Origin of the sequence: Curvibacter sp. APW13 (genome assembly GCF_032337135.1) — a bacterium.
In the GTDB taxonomy this organism is placed as follows: Bacteria; Pseudomonadota; Gammaproteobacteria; order Burkholderiales; family Burkholderiaceae_C; genus Allorhodoferax.
In genome coordinates this window covers 365,829-376,833 of sequence record NZ_JAVXZZ010000001.1, presented here as the reverse complement: position 1 = coordinate 376,833, position 11,005 = coordinate 365,829, and the positions used below count along the sequence as shown (strand labels likewise).

At 63.7% G+C, this 11,005-nt stretch carries 14 protein-coding genes; all 14 read left to right on the top strand.

The window, feature by feature from the left end; translation table 11 throughout:
- Window positions 1-6: 6 nt before the first annotated feature.
- From RQP54_RS01745 to RQP54_RS01680, 14 genes are read left to right on the top strand one after another with little or no spacing between them, the layout of a single operon-like run.
- The gene (locus RQP54_RS01745) at window positions 7-1,473 is read left to right on the top strand and encodes a glutamate synthase subunit beta (protein ID WP_315676446.1); all 1,467 of its coding nucleotides are present in this window, start codon (window positions 7-9) and stop codon (window positions 1,471-1,473) included.
- Between the two features lie 59 nt (window positions 1,474-1,532).
- Entirely contained in the window at window positions 1,533-2,375 is an 843-nt protein-coding gene (locus tag RQP54_RS01740) for an ABC transporter ATP-binding protein (RefSeq protein ID WP_315676445.1), read from the top strand.
- The gene (gene mlaE, locus RQP54_RS01735; RefSeq protein ID WP_315676444.1) at window positions 2,372-3,154 is read left to right on the top strand and encodes a lipid asymmetry maintenance ABC transporter permease subunit MlaE; all 783 of its coding nucleotides are present in this window, start codon (window positions 2,372-2,374) and stop codon (window positions 3,152-3,154) included. The genes RQP54_RS01740 and mlaE overlap by 4 nt, the downstream gene beginning before the upstream one ends.
- A gap of 10 nt (window positions 3,155-3,164) precedes the next feature.
- Window positions 3,165-3,641, top strand: a complete 477-nt coding sequence (mlaD, locus tag RQP54_RS01730; protein WP_315676443.1) for an outer membrane lipid asymmetry maintenance protein MlaD — start codon at window positions 3,165-3,167, stop codon at window positions 3,639-3,641.
- Complete coding sequence (locus tag RQP54_RS01725; RefSeq protein WP_315676442.1) at window positions 3,642-4,382, top strand: VacJ family lipoprotein; 741 nt, start codon at window positions 3,642-3,644, stop codon at window positions 4,380-4,382.
- A 34-nt stretch (window positions 4,383-4,416) separates the two neighbouring features.
- The gene (locus tag RQP54_RS01720; protein ID WP_315676441.1) at window positions 4,417-5,046 is read left to right on the top strand and encodes an ABC transporter substrate-binding protein; all 630 of its coding nucleotides are present in this window, start codon (window positions 4,417-4,419) and stop codon (window positions 5,044-5,046) included.
- Window positions 5,047-5,049: 3 nt separating this feature from the next.
- A complete protein-coding gene (locus RQP54_RS01715) occupies window positions 5,050-5,316 on the top strand; it encodes a lipid asymmetry maintenance protein MlaB (RefSeq protein WP_315676440.1) in 267 nt (88 codons plus the stop codon).
- 38 nt (window positions 5,317-5,354) lie between these two features.
- The gene (locus tag RQP54_RS01710; protein WP_315676439.1) at window positions 5,355-6,293 is read left to right on the top strand and encodes an ABC transporter ATP-binding protein; all 939 of its coding nucleotides are present in this window, start codon (window positions 5,355-5,357) and stop codon (window positions 6,291-6,293) included.
- Window positions 6,290-7,045 carry an ABC transporter permease gene (locus tag RQP54_RS01705; protein WP_315676438.1) on the top strand — a complete coding sequence of 252 codons (756 nt, stop codon included), beginning with the start codon at window positions 6,290-6,292 and terminating at the stop codon, window positions 7,043-7,045. The genes RQP54_RS01710 and RQP54_RS01705 overlap by 4 nt, the downstream gene beginning before the upstream one ends.
- Before the next feature lie 14 nt (window positions 7,046-7,059).
- Window positions 7,060-7,299, top strand: a complete 240-nt coding sequence (locus RQP54_RS01700; protein ID WP_315676437.1) for a BolA family protein — start codon at window positions 7,060-7,062, stop codon at window positions 7,297-7,299.
- A 14-nt stretch (window positions 7,300-7,313) separates the two neighbouring features.
- A complete protein-coding gene (gene murA / locus RQP54_RS01695) occupies window positions 7,314-8,591 on the top strand; it encodes a UDP-N-acetylglucosamine 1-carboxyvinyltransferase (protein ID WP_315676436.1) in 1,278 nt (425 codons plus the stop codon).
- 2 nt (window positions 8,592-8,593) lie between these two features.
- Entirely contained in the window at window positions 8,594-9,232 is a 639-nt protein-coding gene (gene hisG / locus RQP54_RS01690) for an ATP phosphoribosyltransferase (protein WP_315676435.1), read from the top strand.
- A 16-nt stretch (window positions 9,233-9,248) separates the two neighbouring features.
- A complete protein-coding gene (gene hisD / locus RQP54_RS01685; RefSeq protein ID WP_315676434.1) occupies window positions 9,249-10,565 on the top strand; it encodes a histidinol dehydrogenase in 1,317 nt (438 codons plus the stop codon).
- Window positions 10,566-10,613: 48 nt separating this feature from the next.
- Window positions 10,614-10,994, top strand: a complete 381-nt coding sequence (locus RQP54_RS01680) for a Rap1a/Tai family immunity protein (protein ID WP_315676433.1) — start codon at window positions 10,614-10,616, stop codon at window positions 10,992-10,994.
- Window positions 10,995-11,005: the final 11 nt, after the last annotated feature.

Here is an 11,005-nt window from a genome sequence, read left to right as displayed (position 1 = left end):
AGAATCATGGGAAAAGTAACTGGCTTCATGGAGTTCGAGCGTATCGAAGAGGGCTACAAGCCCGTGGCCGAACGCCTCAAGCACTACAAGGAATTTGTCATCGGGCTCGACGACAAGCAGGCCACCAAGCAGGCGGCTCGCTGCATGGACTGCGGCACGCCGTTCTGCAACAACGGCTGCCCTGTCAACAACATCATTCCGGATTTCAATGACCTGGTGTACCGCGGCGACTGGAAGCTGGCTTTCGACACGCTGCACAGCACCAACAACTTCCCGGAGTTCACGGGGCGCATCTGCCCCGCACCCTGCGAAGCGGCCTGCACCATCAACTTCAACGGCGACGCGGTCGGCATCAAGTCCATCGAGCACGCCATCATTGACCGTGGTTGGGCCGAAGGCTGGGTGGTGCCGCAGCCTGCTGCGCAGAAGACCGGCAAGAAAGTTGCCGTGGTGGGGGCGGGCCCCGCAGGTCTGGCTGCAGCCCAGCAGCTGGCGCGTGCCGGCCACGACGTGACCCTGTTCGAGAAGAATGACCGCGTCGGTGGCCTGCTGCGCTACGGCATTCCCGACTTCAAGATGGAGAAGTCGCATATCGACCGCCGCGTCGAGCAGCTCAAGGCCGAAGGCGTGACGATCCGCACCGGTGTGGTGGTGGGTGAGTGGCCCAAGGACTCCAAGGTGACCAATTGGGCCAAGGAGACTGTGTCTGCGGCCCAGCTGCAGAAGGACTTTGACGCCGTGCTGCTGACCGGTGGCGCCGAGCAATCGCGCGACCTGCCTGTGCCCGGCCGTGACCTCGATGGCATTCACTTCGCCATGGAATTCCTGCCGCAACAGAACAAGGTCAATGCCGGCGACAAGCTCAAGGGCCAGATTCGCGCCGACGGAAAGCACGTCATCGTCATCGGCGGTGGCGACACCGGTTCCGACTGCGTGGGTACCAGCAACCGCCATGGTGCCGCCAGCGTCACCCAGTTCGAAGTGATGCCCATGCCACCCGAGCAGGAAAACAAGTCCCTGGTGTGGCCCTACTGGCCGCTCAAATTGCGTACCAGCTCCAGCCACGACGAGGGCTGCGAGCGCGTGTTCGCCATCTCCACCAAGGAATTCATCGGCAAGAACGGCAAGGTCACCGGCCTCAAGACTGTGCAGGTGGAATTCAAGGACGGGAAGATGGTCGAAGTGGCCGGGTCCGAGAAAGAGTTCAAGGCCGACCTCGTGCTGCTGGCCATGGGCTTCACCAACCCGGTCGCCACCGTGCTGGAATCCTTCGGTGTCGACAAGGACGCACGTGGCAATGCCAAGGCCAGCACGGAAGACGCAGGGGGCTATGCCACCAACGTGGCCAAGGTGTTTGCCGCCGGTGATATGCGTCGCGGCCAGAGCCTGGTGGTCTGGGCCATCCGTGAAGGCCGCCAGGCCGCCCGCGCGGTGGATGCATTCCTGATGGGAAGCAGCAACCTGCCACGATGAAAGCCAAAGGGTAATCCCTTATCATGCGGGGCCGGGTTTCAGACCCGGCCTCTTTTTTTATGGTCGACGCACATTCCTCTTCGCTGGTAGAACTGCAGGACGTAACCTTCGGGTACGGGGACCGCTGCATTCTGGACGGCGTGTCGCTCTCCATTCCACGCGGCAAGGTAACGGCGCTGATGGGCGCGTCGGGCGGTGGAAAGACCACGGTCTTGCGCCTGATCGGGGGGCAGGTCCAGGCCCAGGCGGGGCAGGTGCTGCTCCACGGTGCCCACGATAGCCAGTTGCCCCCCCAGGACATGGCCCGGTTGGGTCGCGAAGCCCTGTATGCGGCACGCCGTCGCATGGGCATGCTGTTCCAGTTCGGTGCCCTGTTTACCGACCTCAGCGTGTTCGACAACGTGGCCTTCCCCTTGCGCGAACATACTAACCTCCCCGAGCCGCTGATCCGTGACATCGTGCTCATGAAGCTCAATGCCGTCGGCCTGCGTGGTGCCCATGCGCTCATGCCCGCCGAGGTATCGGGCGGCATGGCCCGCCGGGTGGCCCTGGCCCGCGCCATTGCCCTGGACCCGGAGCTCGTGATGTACGACGAACCCTTTGCCGGGCTGGATCCGATTTCCCTGGGTACGGCCGCGCGGCTGATCCGCGAACTCAACGACGCCATGGGACTTACCAGCGTGATCGTGTCGCACGATCTGGAAGAGACCTTTCATATTGCCGACAAGGTCATCATCCTGGCCAACGGCCGCATCGTCGCGCAGGGAAGCCCGGACGAAGTGCGCCACAGCGAGGATCCGTTGGTGCACCAGTTTGTGCACGCCCTGCCCGAAGGGCCGGTGCACTTCCACTACCCGGCGCCAACGATGGAAGCCGACTTCGGCGTGGAGACTGCTGCATGAAGCTGCTGCGCCCCCAAGAACTCGGTTGGCAGGTGCGCCAGATGCTGGCTGGCTGGGGCTATGGGGCCCGATTGATGCTGCGCCTGTTGGGCAGCCTGGGTAGCACCATGGCTCGCTTTGGTCTGGTGCGCGACCAGATCCACTTCATGGGCAACCACAGCCTGGCCATCATCACGGTATCCGGCACGTTCGTCGGTTTCGTGCTGGGTCTGCAGGGCTACTACACCTTGCAGCGCTACGGTTCGGCTGAGGCCTTGGGGCTGCTGGTGGCCCTGAGCCTGGTGCGGGAGCTGGGGCCGGTCATCACCGCCCTGCTGTTTGCCGGACGGGCGGGAACTTCGCTCACGGCGGAAATCGGGCTCATGAAGGCCGGCGAGCAGCTCGCGGCCATGGAAATGATGGCGGTGGATCCGGTGCGTCGCATCCTGGCCCCGCGCTTCTGGGGCGCCGTGATCGCGATGCCGCTGCTGGCGGCGGTATTCAGTGCCGTGGGTATCCTGGGCGGTTGGCTCGTGGGTGTGGTCATGATCGGTATCGACGCCGGCAGTTTCTGGAGCCAGATGCAAGGCGGTGTGGACGTCTGGCAGGACGTTGGCAACGGCGTGGTGAAGAGTTTTGTGTTCGGTCTGGCGGTGAGCTTCATTGCTCTCCTGCAGGGCTTCGAGGCGCTGCCGACGCCGGAAGGCGTGGCCCGTGCCACTACGCGCACGGTGGTGGTGGCGTCACTCACGGTGCTCGGCTTGGACTTCGTCCTGACCGCCATGATGTTCAGTATTTGAAGGAATCGGTATGCAACGTTCCAAAAACGATGTGTGGGTTGGCCTGTTTGTCCTGATCGGGGCGCTGGCGCTGGTGTTCCTGGCCCTGCAGTCGGCCAACCTGCTGTCCCTGAGCTTTGACCGCGGCTATCTGGTGACCGCCAAGTTCGACAACATTGGTGGTCTCAAGCCCAAGGCGGCCGTCAAGAGTGCCGGTGTCGTGGTCGGGCGGGTCGAGGCCATCAGCTTTGATGACAAGACCTTCCAGGCACGCGTTCGATTGGCCATGGACAAGCGCTATGCCTTTCCCAAGGACAGTTCGCTCAAGATCCTGACCAGCGGTCTGCTGGGCGAGCAGTACATCGGAATCGAGGCTGGCGCGGATGGCGCCAATTTGGCGGAGGGTGACACCATCACCACAACCCAATCTGCCGTGGTGTTGGAAAACCTGATCAGCCAGTTCCTCTACAGCAAGGCCGCCGATGGCCCGAGCAAGGACGGCAAGTAAATGCAAGTCATGCAGGGTCGCTGGCGGATGCCTTGGCTACAGGCTGTATTGGTGCTGTGCACATTGGCACTGACCGGTTGTGCCACGGTTGCCAACCCGGATCCGCGCGACCCCTGGGAGTCCTGGAATCGGGGCGTTTTCGGATTCAACGACACCCTGGATACCGCGGTTCTGAAGCCCGTAGCGACCGGTTACCAGAAGGTGACGCCCACGGTAGTGCAAAAAGGGATCGGCAATTTCTTTGGCAACCTGACCGACATGTGGTCCGTGGTGAACAATGCCTTGGCGCTGCGCCCGCGTGAAACCGGCGACAGCATTGGGCGCGTGATGCTCAACACGACGGTGGGCCTGCTCGGTTTCATTGACGTGGCCAGTGATCTCGGTATCGAACGCCATACGGCCGATTTTGGGCTCACGCTGGCGCGTTGGGGGGTGGGCAACGGGCCCTATGTGGTTCTGCCCCTGCTGGGCCCGTCCACCCTGCGGGATACGGCAGGTTTGCCGGTGGATAACTGGGGCAATCCCGTGAATCAGATCACGGATGAACAAAGCCGCACCGGTGCAGTGGTACTTAAGGTTGTGGACACGCGTGCCCAGTTGCTGGGGGCCAGCAAGGTGCTGGATGGCGCTGCCTTGGACAAGTACACCTTCATGCGGGATGCCTATCTGCAACGCCGACGCAATCAGGTGTACGATGGAAACCCGCCGGATGATGAACTGCCCCCGGAACCTGGGCAGTAACAGGGCGGATCACGGAGAAAGAAGGAAGCGTCTGATGTTGAAGCGTGTGTGGTGGGGTGTTGCGGTGGTTTGGTTGGCCTTGTTTGCCGGGTGGGCGCATGCCGAAGACGAAGCGCCCGACGCCATGGTCAAGCGCTTGTCCAACGATGTGCTCGACACCATCAAGGCCGACAAGTCCTTGCGCTCCGGCGATCTCAACAAGATCATTGCGCTGGTCGATAACCGCATCATGCCCAACGTCAACTTCCAGCGCATGACGGCATCGGCCGTGGGCCCGGCCTGGCGCCAGGCCACACCCGAACAGCAGAAGGCGCTGCAGGACGAATTCAAGACCCTGCTGGTGCGCACCTATGCCGGTGCCTTGGCCCAGGTCAGCGACCAGACCATAGCCATGAAGCCGCTGCGCGCGGCACCCGAAGACAAGGAAGTGCTGGTGCGGACTGAAATCAAGGGCCGGGGTGATCCGATCCAACTGGACTACCGCCTGGAAAAAACGCCTGGGCAAGGCACCGGTTGGCGCATCTACAACCTCAACGTGCTGGGTGTCTGGCTGGTGGAAAACTACCGCAGCCAGTTCGGTCCGCAGATCAACGCCAAGGGCATCGACGGCCTGATCACCATGCTGGTCGACCTGAACAAGAGCAATGCCGCCAAGAAGGGGTAAACCATGCTGAGCCTGCCCGCCACCCTGACCCACGAGCAAGCCAAGGCCTGCGTCAAGCAGCTCACGGACGGTCTGCGTTCGGAAGCGGCGCAGGTGGTGGTGGATGCGGCCAAGCTGCGTCACTTCGACTCGTCAGCCTTGGCGGTGCTGCTCGAATTGCGCCGGGAGTGCGCCCGTGCCGGCAAGCGATTTGCGGTGCAGGGGCTTCCCAGCCGCCTGCTGGACTTGGCCAAGCTCTACGGCATTTCGGGGTTGCTGCCTAGCGCCTGACAGGGCCATGCCCCTGGGGCGGTAAAATCACCCCTCCCATGCCTGCCATTTCCTTCCAGTCCGTCACCAAGCACTATCCTTCTCCGCGGGGCCCCAAGGGCAGCACGTTTGCGGCGCTGGATGGGGTCTCTCTCCAAATCGAGCAAGGCGAGTTCTTCGGCCTGTTGGGGCCTAACGGGGCCGGCAAGACCACCCTCATCAGCATCCTGGCCGGCTTGACCCGTGCCACCAGCGGCCGTGTGGCTGTGCTCGGTGCGGATGTGCAGGCCGACTATGCCCAGGCCCGCAAGAACCTCGGCGTCGTGCCGCAGGAACTGGTGTTCGACCCCTTCTTCAATGTGCGCGAAACCTTGCGCATCCAGTCCGGCTATTTCGGTGTGAAGGGCAACGAGGCCTGGATCGACGAGCTGCTGGAAAGCCTGGGCCTGGCCGACAAGGCCAATGCCAACATGCGCCAGCTCTCGGGCGGCATGAAGCGCCGCGTGCTGGTGGCGCAAGCTCTGGTGCACAAGCCGCCCGTCATCGTGCTGGACGAGCCCACGGCCGGCGTCGATGTGGAATTGCGCCAGACCCTGTGGGCATTCATCGCCAAGCTCAACAAGCAGGGCAGCACCGTGTTGCTGACCACCCATTACCTGGAAGAGGCCGAAGCCCTGTGCCACCGCGTGGCCATGCTCAAGTCCGGAAAGATCGTGGCGCTGGACAGCACCAGCAGCCTGCTCAAGAACGCGTCGAGCAACGTGCTGCGTTTCAAGCTCGACGCTGACCTGCCGCCCGAATTGGCGCGCCAGGCGCGTATCACCGGCCGCGTGGTGCAGTTCCCCGCCAACGACGCAGCAGCCATCGAACACTACCTGGCCGCCGTGCGCGAAGCCGGGCTGGTGGCCCATGACGTGGAAATCCGCAAGGCCGACCTCGAAGACGTATTCCTGGACGTGATGACGCGCTCGCAGGCACCCGTGGGAGCCGCAGCATGAACGGCTGGCAAACCCTGCTCTACAAGGAAGTGCTGCGCTTCTGGAAGGTCAGCTTCCAGACCATCGCGGCGCCCGTGCTCACCTCGGTGCTGTACCTCATGATCTTCGGCCATGTGCTCGAAGACCACGTGAAGGTGTACGACAGCATCAGCTACACGGCTTTCCTGGTGCCGGGGCTGGTGATGATGAGCGTGCTGCAGAACGCCTTTGCCAACAGCTCCTCGTCGCTGATCCAGAGCAAGATCATGGGCAACCTGGTGTTCCTGCTGCTCACACCGCTGTCGCACTGGCACTGGTTCGTGGCCTACGTGGGCTCGGCCATCGCCCGCGGGTTGGTGGTGGGCGGTGGTGTGTTCCTCGTGACTGCCTGGTTTGCGCACCTGAGCTTTGTGGCACCGCTGTGGATCGTGGTGTTTGCCATCATGGGCGCGGCCCTGCTGGGCACCCTGGGACTGATTGCCGGGCTCTGGGCGGAAAAGTTTGACCAGCTGGCCGCGTTCCAGAACTTCATCATCATGCCCATGACGTTTCTCAGCGGCGTGTTCTATTCCATCCATTCCCTGCCGTCCTTCTGGCAGGGGCTGAGTCATTTCAACCCGTTCTTCTACATGATCGACGGCTTCCGCTACGGCTTCTTCGGCGTGAGCGACGTGTCGCCCTGGCTGAGCCTGGGCGTGGTGGCGGTGGCCTGGGCGCTGGTCAGTGCCGTGGCCATCCACCTGCTGCGCACCGGCTACAAGATCCGCAGCTAATTTCCTTTTTCACGATGACCGCAGACCAGATCCAATCCCTCATTGCCAACGCCATTGCCTGTGACCACTGCGTCGTTGAAGGTGATGGCCGCCACTGGTATGCCACCGTGGTCTCCAGCGCTTTTGAAGGCAAACGTCTGATCCAGCGCCACCAGGCGGTCTATGCCACCATGGGCGACCGCATGAAGACCGACGAAGTGCATGCGCTCTCGATCCGCGCGTTCACCCCGGCTGAATGGGCCCAGCAGGCCTGAACCACACAAGCACCATGGACAAACTTCTCATTCGCGGCGGCTTGCCGCTGAACGGCACCGTCGCCATTTCCGGGGCCAAGAACGCGGCCCTGCCGGAGCTGTGTGCCACCTTGCTCACGGCCGACCCCGTCACGCTGCGCAATGTGCCGCGCCTGCAGGACGTGAACACCATGCTCAAGCTCATCCGCAACATGGGCGTGCAGGTGGAGCAGGGGGCAGACGGCACCGTCACCGTGAATGCTGGCCAGCTATCCAATCCCGAGGCCCCGTATGAGCTGGTGAAGACCATGCGTGCGTCGGTGCTGGCCCTGGGCCCCTTGCTGGCACGCTTCGGTGAAGCCACCGTGTCGCTGCCCGGTGGCTGCGCCATCGGCTCGCGTCCGGTGGACCAGCACCTCAAGGGCCTGGCCGCCATGGGCGCCGAAATCGTGGTCGAGCATGGCTACATGATCGCCAAGCTGCCCAAGGGCTGGACGCGCCTGAAGGGCGCGCGCATTGCCACCGACATGGTCACCGTCACCGGCACCGAGAACTTCCTCATGGCGGCCGCGCTGGCCGAAGGCGAGACCATTCTGGAAAACGCCGCCCAGGAACCCGAGATTCCGGACCTGTGCGAAATGCTCATTGCCATGGGCGCGAAGATCGAAGGGCACGGCACGAGCCGCATCCGCATCGAAGGTGTCGAGCGCCTGCACGGCGCCACCCACACGGTGGTGGCGGACCGCATCGAAACCGGCACCTTCCTGTGTGCCGTGGCCGCAACGGGCGGCGATGTGGTGTTGCAGCACGGCCGCATCGACCATTTGGAGTCGGTGGTGGAGAAGCTGCGCGATGCCGGTGCCACGGTGACCGCGGTGAACGGCGGCATCCGCATCCAGGCCCAGGGGCCGGCCTACACCCACCTCAAGGCGCAAAGCTTCCGCACCCACGAGTACCCAGGCTTCCCCACCGACATGCAGGCCCAGTTCATGGCGCTCAACTGCATTTCGCAGGGGGCGTCCAAGGTGACCGAGACCATCTTTGAGAACCGCTTCATGCACGTTAACGAACTGGTGCGTCTGGGTGCGCATATACAGATCGACGGCAAGGTGGCGGTCGTGGAGGGCGTGCCCAAGCTCTCGGGCGCCACCGTCATGGCTACCGACCTGCGGGCCTCGGCCAGCCTCGTGATCGCCGGCCTGGTGGCAGACGGGGAGACTGTGGTGGACCGCATCTACCACCTCGACCGCGGCTACGACCAGATGGAAGCCAAGTTGCGCGGCATCGGCGCAGACATTGAACGCATCAAATAGACATGATTACCCTCGCACTGTCCAAAGGCCGCATCTTTGAAGAAACCGTACCGCTGCTCAAGGCGGCCGGTATCGAGGTGCTAGACGACCCGGAAAAGTCGCGCAAGCTCATCCTCGACACCAACCTGCCCGACGTGCGCCTGCTGGTGGTGCGTGCCACCGACGTTCCCACCTACGTGCAGTACGGCGGTGCCGACCTCGGCATTACGGGCAAAGACACGCTGCTGGAGCATGGCGGAGACGGCCTGTACCAGCCGCTGGACCTGAACATTGCCAAGTGCCGCATCAGCGTGGCGGTGCGTGCAGACTTTGATTACGCGTCAGCCGTGAAGCAGGGCTCGCGCCTGACCGTGGCCACCAAGTACGTGGCCATTGCCCGTGAATTCTTCGCCAGCAAGGGCGTGCACGTGGACCTGATCAAGCTCTACGGCAGCATGGAACTCGCGCCGCTGGTGGGCTTGGCCGACGCGATTGTCGACCTCGTTTCCACCGGCAACACCCTCAAGGCCAACAAGCTCGTCGAGGTGGAGCGCATCATGGACATCAGCTCGCGCCTGGTGGTGAACCAGGCTGCGCTCAAGCTCAAGCGCGAACCGCTGCGCAAGATCATCGACGCCTTTGCCGGTGCCGTCACTCCCTAAAGAACCGACTGTTGCTATGAGTTTGGTAGCTGCTCCCGCACATCTTTCCACGGCTGCGGCCGATTTTGAGCAACTGTTTCAGGCACGCCTGCACTGGTCTGCCGATACCGATGCCGCCATCGAGCAGCGCGTGGCCGACATCCTGGCCGATGTGCAGGCCCGCGGCGACGCCGCGGTGCTGGAGTACACCGCGCGTTTCGACGCCCTGCAGGCCGCCGACATGCGCGCGCTGGAGCTGACCCAGGCCGAACTGAAAGCAGCGTTCGACAGCATCCCCGCAAAGCAGCGCAGTGCCCTGGAAGCCGCCGCACGCCGCGTGCGCAGCTACCACGAAGCGCAAAAAAAGGCCTCGGGTGAGAGCTGGAGCTACCGCGACGAGGAAGGCACCCTGCTGGGCCAGAAGGTCACGCCGCTGGACCGCGTGGGCATCTACGTGCCCGGTGGCAAGGCCGCCTACCCCTCGTCCGTGCTGATGAACGCCATCCCCGCCCACGTGGCCGGTGTGGGTGAAATCATCATGGTGGTGCCCACGCCACGTGGTGAGAAGAACGCGCTGGTGCTGGCGGCCGCTTATGTGGCCGGTGTTTCCCGTGCCTTCACCATCGGCGGTGCGCAGGCTGTGGCCGCGCTGGCCTATGGCACGGCCACCATTCCGGCCGTGGACAAGATCACCGGGCCCGGCAACGCCTATGTGGCGGCGGCCAAGCGCCGCGTGTTCGGCAAGGTGGGCATCGACATGATTGCCGGGCCCAGCGAGATCCTGGTGCTGGCCGATGGCAGCACACCGCCCGACTGGGTGGCCATGGATCTGTTCAGCCAGGCCGAGCACGACGAACTGGCCCAGAGCATCCTGCTGTGCCCCGACGCGGCCTACATCGCCCAGGTGCAGGCCAGCATCGACCGCCTGCTGCCGGAGATGCCCCGCGCCGAGATCATCGCCAAGAGCCTCACCGGCCGTGGCGCGCTCATCCATACCCGCAACATGGAAGAGGCCTGCGCCATCTCCAACCGCATTGCGCCCGAGCACCTGGAAGTCAGCAGTACCGATCCGCACCGCTGGGAGCCGCTGCTCAAGCACGCCGGTGCCATCTTCCTTGGCGCCTATACGAGCGAGAGCCTGGGCGACTACTGCGCCGGGCCCAACCACGTGCTGCCCACCAGCGGTACGGCGCGCTTCTCCAGCCCGCTGGGGGTGTACGACTTCCAGAAGCGTTCCAGCCTCATTGAGGTGAGCGAAGCCGGGGCCCAGAAGCTCGGTGTGGTCGCGGCCGAACTGGCCTACGGCGAAGGCTTGCAAGGCCATGCCCGTGCGGCCGAGATGCGGCTGAAGTAAACGGCCGCATGGGGTGTAAGAGTTCGCCACGCAGTACGACCTACCCCTATGAACCCTTCACCCCGTTTTCTCCCCCGCATCCTGGCCGTCATGGGCTTGGTCTGTCTGCTCTGGAACGTCTGTGCACCAGTACAGGCCATGTCCCTGCGCGAACTGCGCGCCCTGGAAAAGTCGGACAAGAAGCATGGCGACCTGTATGTGCGCTACTACCTCGTGGGCGTGATGGAAGGCGCTTTGGAAGCCAGTGCGCAGGCCGAGCGTGCAGGCGGGCAGCCCGTCGTCTGCCTGGGCGGGCGCCGGTTGGAGCCGCGCATGGCCCGTGACCTGTTTGACAGCGAACTGCGCCGCAACCGCGACCTGTACGAGGCCGACATGCCGGTGCAGTTCGTCATGCAGCAGGCGCTCACGTCCGCCTACCCGTGTGAATGATCTGCCCGGGC

Coding starts and splice junctions, on each gene's coding strand:
- RQP54_RS01745 (WP_315676446.1), top strand. CDS start 7: ATGGGAAAAGTAACTGGCTTCATGGAGTTCGAGCGTATCGAAGAGGGC.
- RQP54_RS01740 (WP_315676445.1), top strand. CDS start 1,533: ATGGTCGACGCACATTCCTCTTCGCTGGTAGAACTGCAGGACGTAACC.
- mlaE (WP_315676444.1), top strand. CDS start 2,372: ATGAAGCTGCTGCGCCCCCAAGAACTCGGTTGGCAGGTGCGCCAGATG.
- mlaD (WP_315676443.1), top strand. CDS start 3,165: ATGCAACGTTCCAAAAACGATGTGTGGGTTGGCCTGTTTGTCCTGATC.
- RQP54_RS01725 (WP_315676442.1), top strand. CDS start 3,642: ATGCAAGTCATGCAGGGTCGCTGGCGGATGCCTTGGCTACAGGCTGTA.
- RQP54_RS01720 (WP_315676441.1), top strand. CDS start 4,417: ATGTTGAAGCGTGTGTGGTGGGGTGTTGCGGTGGTTTGGTTGGCCTTG.
- RQP54_RS01715 (WP_315676440.1), top strand. CDS start 5,050: ATGCTGAGCCTGCCCGCCACCCTGACCCACGAGCAAGCCAAGGCCTGC.
- RQP54_RS01710 (WP_315676439.1), top strand. CDS start 5,355: ATGCCTGCCATTTCCTTCCAGTCCGTCACCAAGCACTATCCTTCTCCG.
- RQP54_RS01705 (WP_315676438.1), top strand. CDS start 6,290: ATGAACGGCTGGCAAACCCTGCTCTACAAGGAAGTGCTGCGCTTCTGG.
- RQP54_RS01700 (WP_315676437.1), top strand. CDS start 7,060: ATGACCGCAGACCAGATCCAATCCCTCATTGCCAACGCCATTGCCTGT.
- murA (WP_315676436.1), top strand. CDS start 7,314: ATGGACAAACTTCTCATTCGCGGCGGCTTGCCGCTGAACGGCACCGTC.
- hisG (WP_315676435.1), top strand. CDS start 8,594: ATGATTACCCTCGCACTGTCCAAAGGCCGCATCTTTGAAGAAACCGTA.
- hisD (WP_315676434.1), top strand. CDS start 9,249: ATGAGTTTGGTAGCTGCTCCCGCACATCTTTCCACGGCTGCGGCCGAT.
- RQP54_RS01680 (WP_315676433.1), top strand. CDS start 10,614: ATGAACCCTTCACCCCGTTTTCTCCCCCGCATCCTGGCCGTCATGGGC.